Annotated in this window: 20 protein-coding genes; 10 read left to right on the forward strand and 10 right to left on the reverse strand. The window is 66.9% G+C overall.

All coding sequences use genetic code 11. From position 1 onward, the window contains the following. Positions 1–6: 6 nt before the first annotated feature. The 5 genes from AC0J5K_RS01890 to hemC form a co-directional block, all read right to left on the reverse strand. Complete coding sequence (locus tag AC0J5K_RS01890; protein ID WP_274565821.1) at positions 7–1,596, reverse strand: ATP-dependent DNA ligase; 1,590 nt, start codon at positions 1,594–1,596, stop codon at positions 7–9. Continuing rightward, positions 1,593–2,597 carry a ligase-associated DNA damage response exonuclease gene (locus AC0J5K_RS01895; RefSeq protein WP_074836987.1) on the reverse strand — a complete coding sequence of 335 codons (1,005 nt, stop codon included), beginning with the start codon at positions 2,595–2,597 and terminating at the stop codon, positions 1,593–1,595. Before AC0J5K_RS01895 ends, AC0J5K_RS01890 begins: the two co-directional genes overlap by 4 nt. 151 nt (positions 2,598–2,748) lie before the next feature. Beyond that, entirely contained in the window at positions 2,749–3,675 is a 927-nt protein-coding gene (locus tag AC0J5K_RS01900; RefSeq protein WP_074836988.1) for an electron transfer flavoprotein subunit alpha/FixB family protein, read from the reverse strand. Then, entirely contained in the window at positions 3,676–4,434 is a 759-nt protein-coding gene (locus AC0J5K_RS01905) for an electron transfer flavoprotein subunit beta/FixA family protein (protein WP_048529466.1), read from the reverse strand. Positions 4,435–4,585: 151 nt separating this feature from the next. After that, the gene (gene hemC, locus AC0J5K_RS01910; protein WP_074836989.1) at positions 4,586–5,551 is read right to left on the reverse strand and encodes a hydroxymethylbilane synthase; all 966 of its coding nucleotides are present in this window, start codon (positions 5,549–5,551) and stop codon (positions 4,586–4,588) included. A 99-nt stretch (positions 5,552–5,650) separates the two neighbouring features. Between hemC and hemE the strand changes: the two genes are divergently transcribed. The 8 genes from hemE to uvrC all read left to right on the forward strand — a co-directional run bounded on the left by hemE (position 5,651) and on the right by uvrC (position 13,653). Next, on the forward strand, positions 5,651–6,688 hold the full coding sequence (gene hemE, locus AC0J5K_RS01915) for a uroporphyrinogen decarboxylase (RefSeq protein WP_274565820.1): 1,038 nt from the start codon (positions 5,651–5,653) through the stop codon (positions 6,686–6,688). 210 nt (positions 6,689–6,898) lie between these two features. After that, positions 6,899–7,840, forward strand: a complete 942-nt coding sequence (locus AC0J5K_RS01920) for an ABC transporter ATP-binding protein (protein ID WP_074836991.1) — start codon at positions 6,899–6,901, stop codon at positions 7,838–7,840. Next, positions 7,837–8,598: an ABC transporter permease gene (locus AC0J5K_RS01925; RefSeq protein ID WP_048529474.1), complete on the forward strand. Its 762-nt coding sequence runs from the start codon at positions 7,837–7,839 to the stop codon at positions 8,596–8,598. The genes AC0J5K_RS01920 and AC0J5K_RS01925 overlap by 4 nt, the downstream gene beginning before the upstream one ends. 152 nt (positions 8,599–8,750) lie before the next feature. After that, a complete protein-coding gene (locus AC0J5K_RS01930) occupies positions 8,751–9,548 on the forward strand; it encodes a S49 family peptidase (RefSeq protein WP_048529476.1) in 798 nt (265 codons plus the stop codon). Further along, the gene (locus AC0J5K_RS01935) at positions 9,529–9,720 is read left to right on the forward strand and encodes a hypothetical protein (protein ID WP_074836992.1); all 192 of its coding nucleotides are present in this window, start codon (positions 9,529–9,531) and stop codon (positions 9,718–9,720) included. Before AC0J5K_RS01930 ends, AC0J5K_RS01935 begins: the two co-directional genes overlap by 20 nt. Further along, positions 9,717–10,676, forward strand: a complete 960-nt coding sequence (locus tag AC0J5K_RS01940) for a calcium/sodium antiporter (RefSeq protein WP_074836993.1) — start codon at positions 9,717–9,719, stop codon at positions 10,674–10,676. The genes AC0J5K_RS01935 and AC0J5K_RS01940 overlap by 4 nt, the downstream gene beginning before the upstream one ends. A 13-nt stretch (positions 10,677–10,689) precedes the next feature. Next, positions 10,690–11,466 carry an SDR family oxidoreductase gene (locus AC0J5K_RS01945; RefSeq protein WP_274565819.1) on the forward strand — a complete coding sequence of 259 codons (777 nt, stop codon included), beginning with the start codon at positions 10,690–10,692 and terminating at the stop codon, positions 11,464–11,466. A 312-nt stretch (positions 11,467–11,778) separates the two neighbouring features. Then, entirely contained in the window at positions 11,779–13,653 is a 1,875-nt protein-coding gene (uvrC, locus tag AC0J5K_RS01950; RefSeq protein ID WP_274565818.1) for an excinuclease ABC subunit UvrC, read from the forward strand. Positions 13,654–13,780: 127 nt separating this feature from the next. Here uvrC and gph read toward each other — a convergent pair whose 3' ends face one another. The 5 genes from gph to AC0J5K_RS01975 form a co-directional block, all read right to left on the reverse strand. Beyond that, a complete protein-coding gene (gene gph, locus AC0J5K_RS01955; protein WP_274565817.1) occupies positions 13,781–14,434 on the reverse strand; it encodes a phosphoglycolate phosphatase in 654 nt (217 codons plus the stop codon). Further along, a complete protein-coding gene (gene rpe, locus AC0J5K_RS01960) occupies positions 14,431–15,108 on the reverse strand; it encodes a ribulose-phosphate 3-epimerase (RefSeq protein ID WP_274565816.1) in 678 nt (225 codons plus the stop codon). The genes gph and rpe overlap by 4 nt, the downstream gene beginning before the upstream one ends. 76 nt (positions 15,109–15,184) lie before the next feature. Beyond that, a complete protein-coding gene (locus AC0J5K_RS01965; protein WP_274565815.1) occupies positions 15,185–16,186 on the reverse strand; it encodes a P1 family peptidase in 1,002 nt (333 codons plus the stop codon). After that, on the reverse strand, positions 16,183–16,923 hold the full coding sequence (locus tag AC0J5K_RS01970; protein ID WP_274565814.1) for an SDR family oxidoreductase: 741 nt from the start codon (positions 16,921–16,923) through the stop codon (positions 16,183–16,185). The genes AC0J5K_RS01965 and AC0J5K_RS01970 overlap by 4 nt, the downstream gene beginning before the upstream one ends. Positions 16,924–16,939: 16 nt before the next feature. After that, positions 16,940–18,385 carry an aldehyde dehydrogenase family protein gene (locus AC0J5K_RS01975; RefSeq protein WP_274565813.1) on the reverse strand — a complete coding sequence of 482 codons (1,446 nt, stop codon included), beginning with the start codon at positions 18,383–18,385 and terminating at the stop codon, positions 16,940–16,942. Between the two features lie 182 nt (positions 18,386–18,567). On the opposite strand from AC0J5K_RS01975, the gene panB reads away from it, so the two are divergent. Beyond that, positions 18,568–19,401, forward strand: a complete 834-nt coding sequence (panB, locus tag AC0J5K_RS01980) for a 3-methyl-2-oxobutanoate hydroxymethyltransferase (protein WP_274565812.1) — start codon at positions 18,568–18,570, stop codon at positions 19,399–19,401. Then, entirely contained in the window at positions 19,398–20,252 is an 855-nt protein-coding gene (gene panC / locus AC0J5K_RS01985; RefSeq protein ID WP_274565811.1) for a pantoate--beta-alanine ligase, read from the forward strand. The genes panB and panC overlap by 4 nt, the downstream gene beginning before the upstream one ends. The last annotated feature ends 40 nt before the right edge of the window (positions 20,253–20,292 follow it).

The following is a 20,292-nucleotide window of genomic DNA, read 5'->3' on the forward strand; positions in this document are numbered from 1 at the left end:
GTCGGCTCAGCCGTAAAGCGCCAGCATTTCGTTGAGGTCGGCCAGGGTGTTGGCCTCCGCGACCGGCTTGTCCCTGCGCCAGCGCAGCATGCGCGGAAAGCGCAGTGCGACGCCGGATTTGTGGCGCGACGAGGCCTGTATCCCTTCGAAGGCAATCTCGAAGACATGGGCCGGCGTGACCTGCCGGACCGGGCCGAACCGCTGTAATGTGTTGCGCCGCACCCAGGCGGTGATCTCGCGGAACTCGGCATCGGTGAGGCCGGAATAGGCCTTGGCGAAGGGCACCAGATCGTCGCCGTGCCAGACCGCGAAGGTGAAATCGGTGAACAGGTTGGCGCGCCGGCCGCTGCCCGATTGCGCATAGATCATCACCGCGTCGACGGTCAGCGGATCGACCTTCCATTTCCACCAGTCGCCGCGCCTGCGGCCGGCCAGATAGGGGCTGGCGCGGCGCTTGATCATCAGGCCCTCGACATTGTGGCTGCGGCTCTCGTGCCGGACCGCGGCCAGCGCCGCCCAACTGTCAAAGGCGACTTCCCGCGACAGCCGCAGGGGCGCGTCGGGAGGCACTTCGGCCAGAACAGCTTCGAGCCGGGCCCGGCGCGCGTCGAACGGCTCCTGTCGCAGATCCGCCCCCCCGGCTTCGAGCAGATCGTAGGCCATGAAGATCACTGGTGCCTCGCGCAGCGCCTTGGCCGAGACCTTCTTCAGCCCGATGCGTTTCTGCAAGGCGTTGAACCCCAGTGGCGCACCTTCGGCAAAGGCCAGGATCTCGCCGTCCATCACCGTGCCGTCGGGCAGGAAATCGGCGAGCTGCGCCAGCTCCGGGAAGCGGTCGGTCATCAGTTCTTCGCCCCGCGACCAGATGTGATGCGCGCCGCCGCGCCGGATGAACTGGCCCCGGATGCCATCCCATTTGCGTTCGGCGTGCCACTCGGCGGGGGCGCCCAGATCGGCCGGGTTTTCCACCGGATGGGCGAGGTAGAACGGATAGGGGCGCGAAAGATCGGCTGTCGGGTCATCGGCCTCGATCAGCGCTTCCCAGCTGGTGGTTTCCGGCGTCCAGTTGCCCATCAGCTTGTGGGTCAGCACCGCCGCGTCCTGACCGGTGGAGATGGCCAGCGCGCGGGTCATCAGCCGGGCGCTGACACCCATGCGAAAGCCGCCGGTCAGCAGCTTGTTGAACAAGAACCGCTCTTGCGTGGCAAGGCTGTCCCAGGCGGCGATGACGGCGGATTTGCGCGCCGCCTCGTCGAGCGTCGCCAGCGCCTTGACCGTGGCGATCCAGTGGCTGAGGCTTTGGTCGCGCGGTTCGCGGGGGGCGGGCAGGACGAGGCTGATGGTCTCGGCCAGATCGCCGACCACGTGATAACTGTCTTCGAAGAGCCATTCGGGCAACCCCGCCACCTCGGCCGCCCATTGGCGCAGCCGGGTTGCGGTGACGGCGCGTTTCGGCCGGCGGCCGGTAAAGAGCGCGATGGTCCAGAGCCGATCCTGTGGCGTGGCGCGGCCCAGGTAATCGGCCAGCGCCGCGAGTTTGACATTGGTCTTGGTGCTTTCGTCGATGCGGGCGAAGAGGGCGGCGAAATCCTTCATGTCGCGTCCTCGCCATCGTCGCCGCTGTAATCGGTCGAGACGACATGGGCGTCATGGCCCTGTTCGCAGAGCCAGCGCTGAAATGCCGAAGTGTAGCCGTGGGTGACAAAGACCTTCTCGGCCCCGGTCGCCTTGATCGCGGCGTTCAACCCCGCCCAATCGGCATGGTCGGAGACCACGAAACCGCGATCGATGCCGCGCCGCCGGCGCACGCCGCGCAGCGTCATCCAGCCCGAGGCAAAGGCGGTGGCGGCCCCGGGGAAGCGACGTGCCCAATTCTGCGTCGTGCTGCCCGGCGTGGCGATGATCAGCGCGCCGGGATGGCTCTTGGCCGAGACGTCCTCGGTGATCGGTTGCGTCCCGGGCAGGGTGATCCCCTGGGCACGCAGTACCGCGTTGGTGTTTTCCACCGCGGTCACGGTCAAGAGCGGGCCGATCCCGGCGTCCACCGTCCGCATCAGCCGCTGCGCCTTGCCCAGCGCATAGGCGCCAAGGATCGAGGCCCGCCCCTCGGCCGCATTGGCGGCCCACCACCCGTTGATCTGTTGCGCGAGCTGTTCCTGTGGGGTCCATTTGAAGATCGGCAGGCCAAAGGTGCATTCCGAGATGAAAGCATGGCAGCGCACCGGTTCGAAGGCCTCTGAGAGCCCATCATCGACGGTCTTGTAATCGCCCGAGGCAACCCAGACCTCGCCGGCAACCGCGACGCGGATCTGCGCCGAGCCGGGCACATGGCCGGCCGGGTGAAAGGAGACGTCTGCATCGCCGATCCGCCGGGTCTCTCCATAGGCGATGGTCTCGATCCGGGCGTCATCGCCCAGCCGGTGGCGCAGCACCGGGGCTGTGCCTTCGGTCGCCAGGTAACGGCCTATCCCGGGGCGGGCGTGGTCGGAATGACCGTGGGTGATCAGCGCGCGCGCCACCGGGCGCCAGGGGTCGATGTAGAAATCGCCCGCCGGGCAATAGATGCCCCTGTCGGTGAAGGTGAGAACGCCGGCCATGCCCCTTGTTATAGGACGGCAGGCCGGGCGGCAAAGACGGCAGTGGCCCGTGTGACGGGGGGCGGGGGCATCGCCGCGCCGAAACGAAGAAGGCCCGCCCTTTCGGGCGGGCCTTCGGAAGGTGCGGGGTGGGTTTTCAACCCACCCCGCCTCACAGTTTCTCGGTCAGCTCGGGCACCGCGGTAAAGAGATCCGCCACCAGGCCATAGTCGGCCACCTGAAAGATCGGCGCCTCCTCGTCCTTGTTGATCGCGACGATGACCTTCGAATCCTTCATCCCTGCAAGGTGCTGGATTGCGCCAGAGATGCCGACGGCAATATAGAGGTCCGGCGCCACGACCTTGCCGGTCTGGCCAACCTGCCAGTCGTTCGGCGCAAAGCCCGAATCGACCGCCGCACGCGAGGCGCCGACCGCCGCGCCGAGCTTGTCCGCCAGGGCTTCGATGATCTTGAAGTCCTCTTCCGAACCGACGCCGCGGCCGCCCGAGACAACCACGCCCGCCGAGGTCAGCTCCGGCCGGTCGCTCTCGGCCAGCTTGTCCTCGACCCACTCGGACAGGCCCGGATTCTCGGCCGCGCCGATGGTTTCGACCGGGGCGGCCGCCTGGTCGCCCGCCGCGTCGAAGGTCGAGGTGCGGATCGAGACCACCTTCTTGGCGTCCGAGGATTTTACCGTCTGCACCGCATTGCCGGCATAGATCGGGCGCTCGAAGGTGGCACCGTCGATCACCCCCGAGACATCCGAGATCACCATGACGTCGAGCAGTGCCGCCACGCGGGGCAGCACGTTTTTCGCATCGGTCGTGGCCGGGGCAACGATATGTTCATAGGTGTCGGCCAGGCTGACGATCAGCGCGGCGGTGGATTCCGCCAGCCGGTGGCCCAGCGAGGCATCCTCGGCCACCAGAACCTTGGCGACACCCGCGATCTTCGCGGCCTCATCACCTGCGGCGGCGGCATGGCCACCGGCGCAGAGCACATGCACGTCGCCCAGCTGGGCCACCGCGTTCACCGCCTTGGCGGTGGCGTCGAGGCTCAGCTCGCCATCATTGACTTCGGCAAGAAGGAGTACAGCCATTTAAACAGCCCCCGCAGCTTTGAGTTTCGCGATCAGCTCGTCGACCGAACCGACCATTTCGCCGGCGGCGCGCGCCGGCGGCTCTTCGGTCTTGAGCACTTCGAGCCGCGGGCTCACATCGACGCCGTAATCCTCGGGGGTCTTTTCCTCGAGCGGTTTCTTCTTGGCCTTCATGATGTTGGGCAACGAGGCATAGCGCGGTTCATTGAGGCGCAGGTCCACGGTGACCACGGCCGGCATCTTGACGCTGATCGTCTGAAGGCCGCCGTCGACCTCGCGGGTGACCTTGGCGGTCTCGCCCTCGATATCGACCTCGGAGGCGAAGGTCGCCTGGCTCCAGCCAAGCAGCGCGGCGGTCATCTGGCCGGTTGCGTTCATGTCGTTGTCGATCGCCTGCTTGCCGCAGAGCACGAGGCCGGGGGCCTCTTCCTCGACGATTTTCGCCAGGATCTTGGCCACGGCCAGCGGCTCGATGTCCTTGTGCACGTCATCGGCGGCCACCACCAGGATCGCGCGGTCGGCGCCCATCGCCAGCGCGGTGCGCAGGGTTTCCTGCGCCTGCTTGACGCCAATGGACACGGCGACGATTTCCTCGGCCTTGCCGGCCTCTTTCAGGCGGATCGCCTCTTCCACGGCGATCTCGTCGAAGGGATTCATCGACATCTTGACATTGGCCAGATCGACACCGCTGCCGTCCGCTTTGACACGAACTTTCACGTTGTAGTCGATCACGCGTTTGACGGGTACGAGGACCTTCATCTGCGCAACTCTCCTATTGGTTTTCGCCCCTTGCGGGCCGAGTCAGAACTTCTTGTCCGGGGTTGTTGATAAAGGCTGGTTTCCGGCGGCAACAGGCCAAAATCGTCACGCTAGCGCTAAAGGACGCCGCGTTTACGCGAAACTCCGACGCCTATGCGCTCCGCCAATCGAAGAAACCGGGGCCCGCGCGCTCCAGCAGACGGCGGCCCATGTCGCGGCCCAGCGCCGCGCCATCGGCGATCGGCGCCTCGCCCGCATCGGTCAGCGTCTCGGAGCCGTCGGGCCGCAGGATCTCGCCGCGCAGGCGCAACGTGCCCCCCGAAAGCTCGGCCAGCCCGGCTATCGGTGTTTCGCAGGAGCCATCGAGCGCAGCGAGAAAGGCGCGTTCGGCGGCAAGCCGCTGGGCGGTCTCGCGGTGATGGATCGGCTCGAGCAGGGCGGCGGTGGCCGTGTCATCGGCGCGCCGTTCGATGCCGATGGCGCCCTGGGCCACGGCGGGCAGCATGTCTTCGGGGGCAATCGGATAGGCCGGCACCTCGGCCAGCATGCCCAGCCGGGTCAGCCCGGCCATGGCGAGAAAGGTGCAGGAGGCGACGCCCTCCTCGAGCTTGCGCAGCCGGGTCTGGACGTTGCCGCGAAACTGCACCACCTCGAGATCGGGACGGCGGTTGAGCAGCTGCGCCCGGCGCCGCAGCGACGAGGTGCCCACCACCGCGCCGCGAGGCAGATCGGCGATGCCGCCGAGGCGGGGCGAGATAAAGGCATCACGCACATCCTCACGCGGGAGATAACAGTCGAGCACAAGGCCCTCGGGCTGGTCGACCGGCATGTCCTTCATCGAATGCACCGCGATGTCGATGGCGCCGGAAAGCAGGGCCGCCTCGATCTCCTTGGTGAACAGCCCCTTGCCGCCCAGCTCCTTGAGCGGTGTATCACTGGCGATCAGCGCCCGGTCGTCGCCGGTGGTCTTGATCACCACGATGGCAAATGCCGCCTCGGGCAGGGCGAAGGCGGCGCAGATGCGGGCGCGGGTTTCATGCGCCTGGGCCAGCGCCAGCGGCGAGCCACGGGTGCCGATTTTCAGCGGCGCGTCGGGGGAGGGGAGGGCATGCGTCATGCGCCGATGTCTAGCTGCGGGCCCGGGGCGTGGCAAGCGGCTGGCTTGACATCGCTGTCCGAGCGAGAGACCAACCCCGGAACCAAAGCGGAGACCGGCATGACCCAAGCGAACAAGACCATCCTGCGCGCGCTGGCGGGCGAGACCCTGCCGGTGCCGCCGATCTGGATGATGCGTCAGGCCGGCCGCTACCTGCCGGAATACCGCGCGACACGGGCCCAGGCGGGCGATTTCCTGTCGCTGTGCTACAATCCCGAGCTGGCCGCCGAGGTGACCTTGCAGCCGATCCGGCGCTACGGGTTCGACGCCGCGATCCTCTTTGCCGATATCCTTCTGGTGCCGCAGGCGCTGGGCGCCGATCTGTGGTTTGTCACCGGCGAGGGGCCGCGGCTGTCGACGATCACAGAACAGCGGCAGTTCGACGCGCTGAAACCGGCCTCGGACATCCACGACACCCTGGCGCCGATCTATGAGACGGTGCGCCTCCTGTCGCGCGAGCTGCCTTCGGAGACCACGCTGATCGGCTTTGCCGGCGCGCCCTGGACGGTGGCGACCTATATGATCGCCGGGCGCGGCACGCCCGATCAGGGCCCGGCGCATGCGCTGAAAGACGAAAACCGCGCGCTCTTCGAGGCGCTGCTGGATCGGATCACCGAGGCCACGATTCACTATCTCTCGGCGCAAATCGAAGCAGGGGCCGAGGTGGTGAAATTGTTCGACAGCTGGGCCGGCTCGCTCAAGGGGGCGGATTTTGACCGCTATGCGCTGGCCCCGGCCAAGCGGATCATCGCGGCGCTGAAGCAAAAGCATCCGGGCATTCCGGTGATCGCCTTTCCGCGTGAGGCGGGCGAGAAATACGTCGGCTTCCATCAGGCGACCGGCGCCGATTGCGTGGCGCTCGACAATTCCGTCGATGCGGCCTGGGCGGCTGCGCATGTGCAGGTGGATGGCTGCGTTCAGGGCAACCTCGCCTCGTCGCATATGGTCACCGGCGGCCAGGCCCTGGTTGCGGAGACCCGCGCCATTGTCGAAGCCTTTCGCGGCGGGCCGCATATCTTCAATCTCGGCCACGGGATCACCCCGGATGCGGACCCGGAGAACGTGGCGTTGATGATCGAGACGGTGCGCGGAATGTAAGGCGCGCGCCCCGGACCTGATCCGGCCCCCCCTTGGCCCAAGAGGTCCCGGATCGGGGTCCGGGACGCGGAGCGCTTTGGGGGACGTGCTTCAAGTTGGCGCCGCGCCGTCTTATGTGCGTCACCGCACAAGCGGCTCTGCGCCGCGAATTGCATATTGCACCGTCACACATGACCATTAGATTGCCGCTGCGCGCGCAAGGAGGCTCCGATGACGACGATCGTGGAAATCGACGACCTGAAGAAAGTGTATGACGGCGGCTTCGAAGCGCTCAAGGGGGTGTCTCTCGATATCCGCGAGGGCGAGATCCTGGCGCTGCTGGGGCCGAACGGCGCCGGCAAGACGACGCTGATCTCGACCGTTTGCGGCATCACCAATGCCACCTCGGGCAGCGTGCGCGTCGGCGGGCATGACATCGTCACCGACTTTCGCGCCGCGCGCGCGATGATCGGCCTGGTGCCGCAGGAAATCTCGCTCGAACCTTTCGAGACGGTGATCCGGGCGGTGCGTTATTCACGCGGGCTGTTCGGTTGCAAGCGCGACGACGCCCATATCGAAAAGGTGCTGCGCGACCTGTCGCTCTGGGACAAGCGCAATGCCAAGACCATGGAGCTCTCCGGCGGCATGAAACGCCGGGTGCTGATTGCCAAGGCGCTGAGCCACCAGCCCCGGGTGCTGTTTCTCGACGAGCCCACCGCCGGGGTCGATGTCGAGCTGCGCCGCGACATGTGGAAGGTGGTGGCCGAGCTCAAGGCCTCGGGCGTGACCATCATCCTGACCACCCACTACATCGAGGAGGCCGAGGCCATCGCCGATCGGGTGGGGGTGATCGCCAAGGGCGAACTGCTGCTGATCGAGGAAAAGACGGCGCTGATGGCGCGGATGGGGCGCAAGACGCTTGACATCGAGCTGACCGATCCGGTCGAAACCATTCCGGCGAGCCTGTCGGGCTATGAGCTGGAGATCGTCCAGGACGGCGCCGCGCTGCGCTACAGCTATGACACCAACGCCGACCGCACCGGCATCACCAAGCTGCTGTCCGACCTGTCCGGGGCCGGGTTGCAGATGAGCGACCTGCAAACCCGGCAGTCCAGTCTGGAAGAGATTTTCGTCGACCTTGTGGCCGACAACGGCAAGGAGGAAGCGGCATGAACCTGCGCGCGGTCGGAGCCATCTACAAGGTTGAAATGGCGCGGTTCTTCCGCACTCTGGCGCAGAGCTTCATCTCGCCGGTCATTTCCACCTCGCTCTATTTCGTGGTCTTCGGCACCGCCATCGGCAGCCGCATCGATCAGGTAGAAGGCATCAGCTATGGCGCCTTCATCGTGCCGGGGCTGATCATGCTCACGGTGATGACCCAGGGAATCTCGAACGCCTCTTTCGGCATCTATTTCCCGAAATTCATCGGCACCTTCTACGAGTTGCTTTCGGCGCCGATCAACTTTCTCGAGATCGTGGTGGGCTTTGCCGGGGCGGCGGCGACCAAGGCGCTGTTCATCGGGTTGGTGATCCTGGCCACCTCGGCCTTCTTTGTCGATCTCACGATCCTGCACCCGATGGCGATGCTGGCTTTTCTGGTACTGACCTGCATTTCGTTTTCGCTCTTCGGTTTCATCATCGGCATCTGGGCCAGAAACTTCGAGCAATTGCAGCTTATCCCGCTGCTGGTGGTGACGCCGCTGGTCTTCCTCGGGGGGTCGTTTTATTCGATCTCGATGCTGCCGCCGTTCTGGCAGGGGGTGTCCTTCTTCAATCCGGTGGTCTATCTGATTTCGGGCTTCCGCTGGGCCTTTTTCGGCACGTCAGACGTGCCCATCGGGCTGAGCCTGCTGGCGATCGCCGGCTTCACCACGCTCTGCCTTGCCATCGTCTGGTGGATCTTTCGCACCGGCTGGCGCATCCGGACCTGACCGGGTGCCCTGGGCAGGTGGTGGCCGTGCTGCCGGGAACGGACGCCCGGGGTCTGTGTGACGCAAGGATATGCCCGGGGTTTTCGCACCCGCTGAAGAGATTGCACAGATGAACCTTGTTTATCGGTGCCCGGCCTTCTAGATCCCTCGTCATGAAACGCTGGCTTCCCTTTGTGAAATCCGGGCCCACCGTGGCCGTCCTGCGGCTCAACGGCGCGATTGGCCTCGGGGGGCGCATGGCGCTCAGCGATACTTCGCTGGCGCCGCTGATCGAAAAGGTCTTCAAACGCGGCAAACCCGATGCGGTGGCGCTGGAGATCAATTCCCCCGGCGGCTCGCCGGTGCAATCCTCGCTCATTGCCGGCCGTATCCGGCGGCAGGCGGCGGAAAAGAACATTCCGGTGATTGCCTTCGTCGAGGATGTGGCGGCCTCGGGCGGCTATTGGCTGGCCAGCGCGGCAGATGAAATCTACGCCGACCATTCCTCGATCATCGGCTCGATCGGGGTGATTTCGGCGGGCTTCGGCGCCAATGTCTTTCTTGCCCGTCAAGGGCTCGAACGGCGGGTGCATACCGCCGGCGCGTCCAAGAGCTTTCTCGATCCCTTCCAGCCGGAAAAGGAAGAGGATGTGGTGCGGTTGCGGCGCCTGCTCGACCAGTTGCATGTGAATTTCATCAGCCAGGTCAAGGAACGCCGCGGGGCCAAGCTGGCCGACAACCGCGATCTGTTTACCGGCGAGATCTGGGTCGGCGAGACGGCGCAGGAAGTGGGGCTGATCGACGGCATCGGCCATCTCGATCAGGTGATGAAGGACCGGTTTGGCGACAAGGTGAAATTCCGCCGCTACGGCCGCGGACGCAGCCTGGCGCAGCGGCTCGGCCTGTCGCTGGCCGAGGATGCCCTGGGGCTGATCGAAGAGCGGGCGGCCTATGCCCGGTTCGGGCTCTGACGTGATCGTCAAGATTGTCACATTGTTTCTCATCGGGATGGGCGTGCTGGCCATGTTCGGAAAGCTGCGCCTGCCGAAACGCCTGACCTCGGCGAAATGCCCGGCTTGCGGACGCTACCGGATCGGCAAGGGCCCTTGCCCCTGCGGCAAGGACAAGGGTCGCCGGGGATGACGGTCTGGCTTCTTTGTGGACTGGGGCTGGTGATCCTGGTGCTGGCCGGCGACGCACTGGTCAAGGGCGCGGTCAACCTGGCGCTCCGGGTGGGTATTCCGGCGCTGATCGTCAGCCTGACGATCGTTGCCTTCGGCACCTCGGCGCCGGAGCTGCTGATCGCCATCGAGGCGGTGTTGCAGAATGCCCCGGGTATCGCGCTGGGCAATGTCGTCGGCTCGAACACCGCCAATATCCTGCTGGTGCTGGGCCTTCCGGCGATCATTTCCGGCCTGCATACCTCGGGCTGTGACACCCGCGCGACCTATGTCCAGATGCTGATCGCCTCGGTGCTGTTCATGGGGCTGGCTTTTGTCGGCGTCTTTGTCTGGTGGTCGGCGCTGATCCTCCTCGCGGCGCTGGGGGCGATGCTCTACCTCGCCTCGCGCCAGGCGGTGCAGCATCGGCGCGACGCCAAAGCCGCGGCCGCGGTCGAGACGGTGGACGATCTCGAAGGCGCCGATCCCAGCATGTCCTGGGCCAAGATCGCCATGTTCCTGGCGCTGGGCCTCGTCGGCCTGCCGCTGGGTGCCGACCTGCTGGTCGAGAATGCCGCGGTGATCGCCCGCCGATATGGCGTCTCGGACACGGTCATCGGGCTGACGCTGGTGGCGGTGGGCACCTCGTTGCCGGAACTGGCGACCACGGTGATGGCGGCGCTGCGACGGCAGGCGGATGTGGCGCTGGGCAATGTGATCGGGTCGAACATGTTCAACCTGCTCGCCATCATCGGCGTGGCCGCCCTGATCAACCCGGTGCCGGTGGATGCGCAGTTCCTGACCTTTGATCTCTGGGTCATGCTGGGGGCGTCGCTGTTGATCTTTCCCTTCGTGTTCCTGCGCTGGGACATGGGGCGGCTCTGGGGCGTGGTGCTCACGGCGTTGTATGTCGGATATATTGTGGTGGTGATCGCCTGAGAAGGAGGCCGGGATGCGGGCACTGGTGACGGGAGCGGGCAAGAGGTTGGGCCGGGCCATGGCGCTTTGTCTGGCCGAGCGGGGCCATGATGTGGCGGTTCATTACGCCAGCTCGGCCGAGGCCGCCGACGAGGTGGTCAGCCTGATCCGCGCGATGGGGCGCAAGGCGGTGGCGCTGGAGGCCGATCTCCTGGACGAGGCGGCGACGCAGGCGCTCTTGCCGCGGGCGGCCGAGGCGCTGGGCGGGCCGGTCACGGTGCTGGTGAACAACGCCTCGATCTTCGAATACGACACGATCCAGACCGCCACCCGCAGGGGCTGGGACCGGCACATGGAAAGCAATCTGCGCGCGCCCTATGTGCTGATCCAGGCGCTCGCGGCGCAGGCACCAAAGGCGGTGGCCGACGCGGCGGGCGAGCCGGTGGCGCAGGCCCTGGCGGTCAACATGATCGATCAGCGGGTGCGCAAGCTGACGCCGGAATTCTCGACCTATACGCTGGCCAAGATGGGCCTTTGGGCGCTCACCCGGACGGCGGCACAGGGGCTGGCGCCGGAAGTGCGGGTCAATGCCATCGGCCCCGGACCGACACTGCGCGGCGCCCGCCAGAGCCCGGAGCATTTCGACCGCCAGCGCGCCGGCACGGTGCTGAACCGGGGCGCCGACCCCGCGGATATCACCGCCGCGCTGGGGTATCTGCTGGAGGCGAAGGCGGTGACTGGACAGCTGATCTGCGTCGATGGCGGGCAGCATCTGGGTTGGCAGACCCCCGACATTCTCGGGGTGGAGTGAGCCGTTTTGAAGACGCTTTGAGACCGGCCTCGGACGAGTTGTGCACTGCCCGCAGTCGCCCTCGGCGAAAAATCGAGAATCTGCAAAGTTTTCATGGTGTTACAAATTAGAGATAAAAGTTTTCTTTGAAATCAATGGGTTGAGAATGTGCCTAAAAAATAGGCAATTTAATCAACCCGCGTGAAGAAAACGGAAAAACCCCGGTCTCCAGTTGTAACCCCCAGAGTTCTCCACAGGATCCGTGGATTTGTTTTTGCTTGCCGCCGTAGGGAGGCCGTTGCAGCGCCAGAAGGGGAATCATAGGTTAACGCAATGACGGAATTGCCAGAGGGGCAGGCTGCCCCGGACCTGACCGGCCACGCCTGTATTCAGGCTTATCTCAAGACGTTGGACAGTTCGCCCGGCGTGTATCGGATGCTGGATGCCAAGAACGCCGTGCTTTACGTCGGCAAGGCGCGCAACCTGCGGGCGCGGGTGTCGAACTATGCCCGGCCGGCCGGGCACAGCCCGCGCATCGCCCGGATGATCCGCGATACCGCCTCGATGATGTTCCTGACGACGCGGACCGAAACCGAGGCGCTGCTGCTCGAACAGAACCTGATCAAGCAGCTCAAGCCCAAGTACAACGTGCTGCTGCGCGACGACAAATCCTTTCCCAATATCCAGGTGACCGATCACGCCTATCCGATGATCCGCAAGCATCGCGGCGCCAAGAAGGAGAAGGGCGCCTATTACGGCCCCTTTGCCAGCGCCGGCGCGGTCAATCGCACGCTGAGCCAGTTGCAGAAGGTGTTTCAGCTGCGCAATTGCGCCGACACCATGTTCGAAGGCCGGACCCGGCCCTGCCTGCTGCACCAGATCAAACGCTGCTCGGCGCCCTGCGTCGGCAAGATCTCGGAAGCGGATTATGCCGAGAGCGTGCGCGATGCCGAACGCTTCCTGTCGGGCCGGTCGACCAAGATACAGGAAAAGCTGGCCGGCGAGATGCAGGCGGCTTCGGAGGCTATGGAATTCGAGCGCGCCGCCAGCCTGCGCGACCGCATCCGCGCCCTGACCCAGGTGCAGACCGCGCAGGGCATCAACCCGCGCACGGTGGACGAGGCCGACCTGATCGCGCTGCACCTCGAGAACGGCCAGGCCTGCGTGCAGGTGTTTTTCATCCGCGCCGGGCAGAACTGGGGCAACCGCGACTTCTATCCCCGGGTCGGCGAGGATGTGGAGGCGGCCGAGGTGCTCGAGGCCTTTGTCGGCCAGTTCTACGACAGCAAGGAGCCGCCGAAGCAGCTGATCCTGAGCCATGCCATCGAGAACGCCGACCTGATGGTCGAGGCGCTGGGCCAGAAGGCCGGGCGCAAGGTCTCGTTGCTGGTGCCCCAGCGCGGCGAAAAGGCCGAGCTGATCGAGAGCGCCACCCGCAACGCCCGCGAGAGCCTGGGCCGCAAGATGGCCGAGACGGCGACCCAGGCCAAGCTGTTGCGGGGTGTGGCCGAAGCCTTCGGGCTCGACCGTCCGCCGGCGCGGATCGAGGTCTATGACAACAGCCACATCCAGGGCGCCCATGCGGTGGGGGCGATGATCGTGGCGGGGCCCGAGGGCTTCATGAAGAGCCATTATCGCAAGTTCAACATCCGTGGCGACGACCTGACGCCGGGGGATGACTTCGGCATGATGAAGGAGGTGCTCACTCGGCGCTTCAAGCGGCTGCTGAAGGAGGACCCGGAGCGCGAGAAAGGGCTCTGGCCCGACCTGCTTCTGATCGACGGCGGTGCCGGCCAGGTCTCGGCGGTGGCCGAGATCATGCGCGAATACGGCGTCGAGGATATTCCGATGGTCGGCGTCGCCAAGGGCATCGACCGCGATCAGGGCAAGGAGGAGTTCCACCGGGTCGGCCAGCGGGTGATGGCGCTGCGCCGCAATGACCCGGTGCTCTATTTCATCCAGCGCCTGCGCGACGAGGCGCACCGCTTTGCCATTGGCACCCACCGGGCGAAACGATCGAAGGCGGTCGGGGCGACGCCGCTGGACGAGATCGCCGGCGTCGGCGCGGCGCGCAAGCGGGCGCTGCTGGCGCATTTCGGCTCGGCCAAGGCGGTGAGCCGGGCCAACCTGGTGGACCTCAAGGCGGTGGACGGCGTGTCGGAAGCGCTGGCGGAGAAGATCTACGCCTTCTTTCACGAGAACGGCTAGCGGCTCTCTCGCAGGGCGCTGGCGCGCGCCGGCCTGTCTCCGTTCACGCCACGGAGGCGTCGGGGGCGCTGCCCCCAAACCCCCACTTCAAACCGGGGGCTCTGCCCCCAGACCCCCGGCGGTATTTTCAAAGAGAAGAAGACCGGGTTGCGACGAGATTCGGCAGGTCGGCGAAGCTGGAGAAGCTGGCGGTATGGGACAAGTCTTCGACCGCGGACTTGCGGTAGCCTTCGGTGAACAACAGGAAGGGAATGCCGGCCGCCGCAGCGGTTTCGGCATCGGTTTCGCTGTCGCCGACGTAGAGCGCGGTCCCGGCGCCGTCGAGGGCGGCATGCAGCATCACGGGATCGGGTTTGCGGGTGGGCAGGCTGTCGCCGCCGATCACCCGGTCGAAGAGCAGCGTCAGGCCGGTGTCGGCAAGGCATTTCAGTGTCGCCGCATGCGGTTTGTTGGTGCAAATCGCAAGGCTGTGGCCCTCGTCCCTGAGCACCGCCAAAGCGGCGCGGACGCCGGGATAAAGCGCGCTCGCCGGGGTTTCGACACGGGTGTAGAGCGCGAGGATCTCGTCGTGCAGCGGGTCTGTGTCGGCCTCGGGCAGGCGCAGTTCCCGGGCGACCTGACGGACCAGCGCGGGCAGGCCCTTGCCGACAAAGCCCTGTACCGTCCGTTGCGTCAGCGGGCCGGCCCCGCGGGTGGCCAGCGCCGTGTTCACGCAATCGGCGATCTGGGGCACGCTGTCGATCAGCGTGCCGTCGAGATCGAAGGCGATGGTCAGGCTCATGCCAGGCTGTCGCGGATGGCCTGCATGTTGCGGCCGTAGACCTCGGGGGCCTCGACCGAGCCGCCCTTGAACACCGCCGAGCCGGCGACCAGCACGTCGGCACCGGCCGCGACCACCAGCGGCGCGGTGTTCGGGTCGACGCCGCCGTCGATCTGGATATGCACCTCGCGGTCGCCGATCATCTCGCGCACCTTGCGGACCTTGGCGGTCAGGTCGATGAACTTCTGCCCGCCGAAGCCGGGGTTGACGGTCATCACCAGCACCATGTCCGCGAGGTCGAGCACATCGGCCACCGCTTCGGCCGGGGTGCCGGGGTTGAGCGCGACACCGGCCTGCATGCCGGTCGCCTTGATCGCCTGAAGCGTGCGGTGGATATGCGGCCCGGCCTCGACATGGGCGGTGAGCATGTCGGCGCCGGCTTCGGCATAGGCCTCGATATAGGGATCGACCGGGGCGATCATCAGATGCACGTCCATGAAGGTCTTTACATGCGGCCGGAACGCCTTCACCGCCGGGGGGCCGAAGGTGAGGTTGGGCACGAAATGCCCGTCCATCACGTCGACATGCACCCAATCGGCGCCCTGATCCTCGATGGCGCGGATCTCCGCCCCGAAGTTGGCGAAATCGGCGGAAAGGATCGACGGGGCGATCTTGACGGAACGGTCGAAGGGCATGGGCATCTCCTGGCGGTTTGCCGCCTCATAAGCCGCGCCGGCCACAAGGTCCAGTGATCCGGGCGCCGGCCGGGCTTCAGCCCGGCCCCCCCGAAGACCAGCAGGGCATCATGTCCTCCGGCGCCGGGGTGGCGTGAAACACCGCCCGCGCGATTGCCCGGCTGAGGCAGGTGGCGGCTGCGTGGCAGATCTCGATCATCTGCCAGTCCGGCGCGGTCATCTCCACCGCGCCGGTGGCGGCCGCAAAGACCAGGTCGCCGTCCATCGGCGTATGGGCCGGCACCACCGCCCGCGCGATGCCGTCATGCGCCGCCACCGCCATGCGCCGGGCCTGCGCCTTGGTAAGCCGGGCGTCGGTGGCGACCACGGCGATGGTGGTATTGGCGCCCGGCGCCAGCGCCGCGAGCTTGCGGCTCTGCGCCAGGTCGAGGTGTTGCGGCGCGGGATCGGGGCCCAGACCGCCGAATTCGCGGCCCAGTTCGAAAGGCGCAGCCCAGAAATGACCTGTGCCGGGGGTGGTGACGCTGCCCACCGGGTTGGCGGCGACCAGCGCCCCGACGGTGATCTCGCCGCGCCGGAGCGAGGCCGAGCCGAGACCGCCCTTGAGCATTGCCGTGGTGGCGCCGGTGCCGGCGCCGGCAGTGCCGAGGGCGAAATCCTCGGCCGCATTGGCCAGGGCGCTGCGGCCGAGCGCGGGATAGGGGTTGGCCGCCCAGGCCTTGTCGCCGCCGTTGAGCAGGTCGAAGAGGATCGCCGCCGGCACGATCGGCACCCGGGCGGGGCCGACGGCAAAGCCGCGGCCCTGTTCGGCCAGCGCGTCCATCACGCCCTGCGCCGCCGCAAGGCCGAAGGCCGATCCGCCGGAGAGCACCAGCGCATCCACCGCCGGCGCCATCTTGTCGGGTTCCAGGAGATCGGTCTCGCGCGTGCCGGGGGCGCCGCCCATGACCGCGACCGAGGCCACGAAAGGCGCCGCGCCCACCAGCACCGTGGTGCCGGATTTCAGCGTCGCGTCCTCGGCATTGCCGACGCGCAGACCGGCGATATCGGTGATCAGGTTGCGGGGACCGGGGGTCATATGCAGCGGCCTCCGTCGACTTCCATGCAGACCCCGGTGACAAGGCCGGCCTCGTCGGAGCAGAGGTAGCAGGCGGCGCCGGCGATGTCCTCGGGCGTCGAAAAGCGGCCCAGCGGGATGGTGGCGAGGAACTGGGCCCGTCGTTCGGGCGTGTCCTCGCCCATGAAAGAAGCCAGCAGCGGGGTGTCGCCCGCCACTGGATTGACGGCGTTGACGCGGATGCCATGTGGCGCCAGCTCGATCGCCATGGCGCGGGTGGCGGTGGTCATCCAGCCTTTCGAGGCGTTGTACCAGTTCAGGTTCGGCCGGGGCGAGACAGCGGCGGTGGAGGCGATGTTGAGGATCACGCCCGACCCGCGCGCCTTCATCAGCGGCACCACGGCGCGGGCGGCAAGATAGACCGATTTGCAGTTCACGGCGAAGACCCGGTCGAACTCGGCTTCCTCGATCTCCTCCATCGGGGCCGGCATATGGGTGACGCCGGCGTTGTTGACCAGGATGTCGATCTCGCCCATGGCCGCGCGGGCCTCGGCCACCATCCGCGCCATGCTGCCGCCGTCGGAGACATCCACATGTGCCGCACGGCCGCCAATCTCGCGGGCCTGCGCCTCGGCGGCCTCGTGATTGATATCAGCGAGCAGGACCTGCGCGCCCTCGGCGGCAAATTTCCGCGCGATGCCGGCGCCAAAGCCCGAGCCTGCGCCAGTCACGATGGCGCGTTTGTCCTTCAGTCTCATGCTCTCTCTGCCTCCCTCAGCCATGATAGGCCGCCACGGTCTTGAGCGTTGAAAAGCCGTATAGCGCCTCGAAGCCCTTTTCCCGGCCGTGGCCGGATCTGCCGGTGCCGCCAAAGGGCAGTTCCACCCCGCCGCCGGCGCCGTAATTGTTGAGAAAGACCTGGCCCGAACGCAGCCCCCGCGCCAGCCGCATCTGCCGCGCGCCGTCCCGGGTCCAGACACCGGCCACCAGGCCGTAATCGGTGCCATTGGCAATCCGCAGCGCCTCTTCCTCGGTGTCGAAGGGAATGATCACCTGCACCGGGCCGAAAATCTCCTGCTGGGCCAGCGGGTGGTCCGGCGGCACCCTGTCGAGTAATGTCGGCGCGGTGAAATAGCCCGGGCCCTCGGGCACCTCGGCCCGGGCCGCCATGGCGAGCCCCTGCGCCTGGTCCAGAAAGCGACCGACAAGGCCTTGCTGGCGGGCGCTGATCAGCGGGCCGACATCGAGATCCTCGAGCGCCGGGCCGACCCGCAAGGCGTCGTAGCGCGCCGCCATCCGGTCGCGCAGCGCGGCATGGACCTCGCGCTGCACCAGCACCCGCGACGCGGCCGAGCAGGTCTGGCCGGCGTTCTGGATGCCGGCGCCGACGAGAAAGGGCAGGGCGGCGTCGAGATCGGCATCGGCAAAGACCAGCTGCGGCGACTTGCCGCCCAGTTCCAGCGTTACCGGCACGACATGTTTCGCCGCCAGCGCCTGCACTGTCGCGCCGGTGGCGACCGAGCCGGTAAAGCTCAGGTGGTTGATGCCCGGATGGCCGGCCAGCGCCGCACCGGCCTCGGCGCCGAGGCCTGGCACCACGTTGAGCGCGCCCTTCGGCAGCCCGGCCTCTTCGGCCAGCCAGGCAAAGGCCAGCGCGGTCAGACAGGCCTCTTCCGCCGGTTTCAGCACGCAGGCATTGCCCGCCGCCAGCGCCGCGCCGACGGATCGGCCGATGATCTGCATCGGGTAGTTCCAGGGCACGATATGGCCGGTCACCCCATGCGGCTCGCGCAGGGTATAGACGGTGTAGCCATCGAGATAGGGCAGGGTTTGGCCGTGCAGCTTGTCGGCGGCGCCGCCGTAGAATTCGCAGTAGCGCGCCAGCGCCACCGCATCGTTGCGCGCCTGGGTCAGCGGCTTGCCGACGTCGCGCGCCTCGAGCTCGGCAAGCCAGTCGACACGCGCGCGGATCAGCCCGGCCAGGCGCGACAGGATGCGGCCGCGCTCGGCCGCGGGCATCCGGCCCCAGCCGCCATCGCGGGCAGCCTGCGCGGCCGTGACGGCGGCGTCGATATCCTCGGGGCCGCCGCGGGCGATGCGGGCCAGATCGCTGGCGTCCGACGGGTCGATCAGCGCGAGCGTCGCGCCGCCCTGCGCCGCGCGCCAGCCGCCGCCGATCAGCACCAGCGACGGATCGAACGGCAGATCCGTGAGCGTCATCCGAGCCTCCTCTTGCTTTGCCCCACGATCCGTCAGCGGTTCGCGGACCGCAAGCCGCGATTTATCCTTGCGTCACGGCGCCCGCTTCGGCCACGATCTTGCGCGGCAAAGTGCGGTGGTCACTGGATTCCCCCGATGGCCGCTGTTACATCGGGGCAACGCGAAGCAACCGGAGGCCCGCCATGAGCGCGACCGCCCGCCAGAAAGCCCTCATGCCCAGTGAAATCCGGGCGATGAAGGGCGGCACACCGATCGTATCCCTCACCGCCTATACGACGCCGATGGCGCAGATGATGGACGCGCATTGCGATTTCGTCCTTGTCGGTGACAGCGTCGCCATGGTGCAGCACGGACTCGCCTCGACGCTTTCGGCGACGATGGAGATGATGATTCTGCACGGCCAGGCCGTGGCGCGCGGGCTCGAGACCGCGATGATGGTGGTCGACCTGCCGTTCCGCAGCTTCGAGGAAAGCCCCGAGCAGGCGTTCCGCAATGCCGCGCGGATGATGGCCGAGACCGGCGCCGGGGCGATCAAGCTCGAGGGTGGCGAACAAATGGCCGAGACCATCCACTTTCTCACCCGGCGCGGCATCCCGGTAATGGCGCATGTGGGCCTCACGCCACAGGCCATCCATACGCTGGGCGGCTACAAGGTGCAGGGCCGCGGGGCTGGGGCCGAGCAGATCCTCGCCGATGCGCGCGCCGTGTCCGACGCCGGCGCCTTTGCAGTGGTTCTGGAAAAGGTCACCGAGAGCCTGGCCGACCGGATCACCGCCGAAGTGCCGATCCCCACCATCGGCATCGGCGCCTCGGCGGGCTGCGACGGCCAGGTGCTCGTGGTCGACGACATGCTGGGGCTGTTCACCGCCTTCAAGCCGAAATTTGTCAAACGCTATGGCCAGCTCGGCCAGGACGGCGCGGCTGCGATTGCCGCCTATGCCGCCGATGTGCGCGCCCGCGCCTTTCCGGCGGCCGAACATGTCTTTGCCGACGAAGCGCCGGGAAAAGCCTCGTGAGCGTGCCGATCATTCGCGAGCCCGCGGCGCTGCGGGCGATGACCGCCGGGTGGCGGCGCGCCGGCGAGGCGATCGGCGTGGTGCCCACCATGGGCGCGCTGCACGACGGCCATCTCAGCCTTGTAGCGGCGGCGAAACAGCGGGCCGACCGGGTGATCGTGACGATCTTTGTCAATCCAAAGCAGTTCAACAATCCCGACGACCTCAAGAACTATCCCCGCACCGAAGAGGAGGACGCCCGCAAGCTCGAGCGCTTCGGGGTCGATGCGATCTGGGCGCCGGAGGGCGACATCATGTATCCGCCGGGGTTTTCGACCAATGTGTCGGTGGCCGGGCTGACCGACGTGCTCTGCGGCGCCTATCGGCCGGGGCATTTCGATGGCGTGGCGACGGTGGTGACCAAGCTCTTTCGTCAGACCGCGGCCGATTTCGCCTTTTTCGGCGAGAAGGATTTTCAACAGCTTCAGGTCGTCCGCCGGCTGTCGCGCGATCTTGATCTCGGGGTCGAGGTGGTGGGTTGTCCGACGATCCGCGAGATCGACGGGTTGGCGATGTCGTCGCGCAACCTGCTGCTTTCGGATCGGGCCCGGGTCAAGGCGCCGCGCCTGCATGAGGTGATGGAAGAGATCGCCGCCGGGCTGGCTGCGGGCCGGCCGATGCCGGAGCTGGTGCCGCCGGCGCTGCTGGCGCTGGAAAAGGCGGATTTCCTCAAGGTCGACTACCTCGAACTGCGCAGCTGCGACACGCTCGCGCTGCTCGAGTCCCCGCGCGAGCCGGCCCGGCTCTTTGCCGCCGCCTATCTCGCCGGGGTGCGCCTGATCGACAATATCGATATCCCGGTGCGTGGCTGACGCTGCCTCGGCCGGCGGCGAGCCGACCGCGGGCGCGCGC

The sequence above is a fragment of the Marinovum sp. E3 genome (assembly GCF_055755275.1).

Bases quoted from the DNA above. Each gene is read 5' to 3' on its own strand.
- AC0J5K_RS01975 (WP_274565813.1), bottom strand. From the start codon at position 18,385: ATGACGCTCACGGATCTGCCGTTCGATCCGTCGCTGGTGCTGATCGGC.
- AC0J5K_RS01930 (WP_048529476.1), top strand. From the start codon at position 8,751: ATGAAACGCTGGCTTCCCTTTGTGAAATCCGGGCCCACCGTGGCCGTC.
- gph (WP_274565817.1), bottom strand. From the start codon at position 14,434: ATGAGCCTGACCATCGCCTTCGATCTCGACGGCACGCTGATCGACAGC.
- AC0J5K_RS01965 (WP_274565815.1), bottom strand. From the start codon at position 16,186: ATGACCCCCGGTCCCCGCAACCTGATCACCGATATCGCCGGTCTGCGC.
- AC0J5K_RS01900 (WP_074836988.1), bottom strand. From the start codon at position 3,675: ATGGCTGTACTCCTTCTTGCCGAAGTCAATGATGGCGAGCTGAGCCTC.
- AC0J5K_RS01945 (WP_274565819.1), top strand. From the start codon at position 10,690: ATGCGGGCACTGGTGACGGGAGCGGGCAAGAGGTTGGGCCGGGCCATG.
- AC0J5K_RS01905 (WP_048529466.1), bottom strand. From the start codon at position 4,434: ATGAAGGTCCTCGTACCCGTCAAACGCGTGATCGACTACAACGTGAAA.
- hemC (WP_074836989.1), bottom strand. From the start codon at position 5,551: ATGACGCATGCCCTCCCCTCCCCCGACGCGCCGCTGAAAATCGGCACC.
- AC0J5K_RS01895 (WP_074836987.1), bottom strand. From the start codon at position 2,597: ATGGCCGGCGTTCTCACCTTCACCGACAGGGGCATCTATTGCCCGGCG.
- rpe (WP_274565816.1), bottom strand. From the start codon at position 15,108: ATGCCCTTCGACCGTTCCGTCAAGATCGCCCCGTCGATCCTTTCCGCC.
- AC0J5K_RS01925 (WP_048529474.1), top strand. From the start codon at position 7,837: ATGAACCTGCGCGCGGTCGGAGCCATCTACAAGGTTGAAATGGCGCGG.
- AC0J5K_RS01935 (WP_074836992.1), top strand. From the start codon at position 9,529: ATGCCCGGTTCGGGCTCTGACGTGATCGTCAAGATTGTCACATTGTTT.
- hemE (WP_274565820.1), top strand. From the start codon at position 5,651: ATGACCCAAGCGAACAAGACCATCCTGCGCGCGCTGGCGGGCGAGACC.
- AC0J5K_RS01940 (WP_074836993.1), top strand. From the start codon at position 9,717: ATGACGGTCTGGCTTCTTTGTGGACTGGGGCTGGTGATCCTGGTGCTG.
- AC0J5K_RS01920 (WP_074836991.1), top strand. From the start codon at position 6,899: ATGACGACGATCGTGGAAATCGACGACCTGAAGAAAGTGTATGACGGC.
- AC0J5K_RS01970 (WP_274565814.1), bottom strand. From the start codon at position 16,923: ATGAGACTGAAGGACAAACGCGCCATCGTGACTGGCGCAGGCTCGGGC.
- panB (WP_274565812.1), top strand. From the start codon at position 18,568: ATGAGCGCGACCGCCCGCCAGAAAGCCCTCATGCCCAGTGAAATCCGG.
- AC0J5K_RS01890 (WP_274565821.1), bottom strand. From the start codon at position 1,596: ATGAAGGATTTCGCCGCCCTCTTCGCCCGCATCGACGAAAGCACCAAG.
- uvrC (WP_274565818.1), top strand. From the start codon at position 11,779: ATGACGGAATTGCCAGAGGGGCAGGCTGCCCCGGACCTGACCGGCCAC.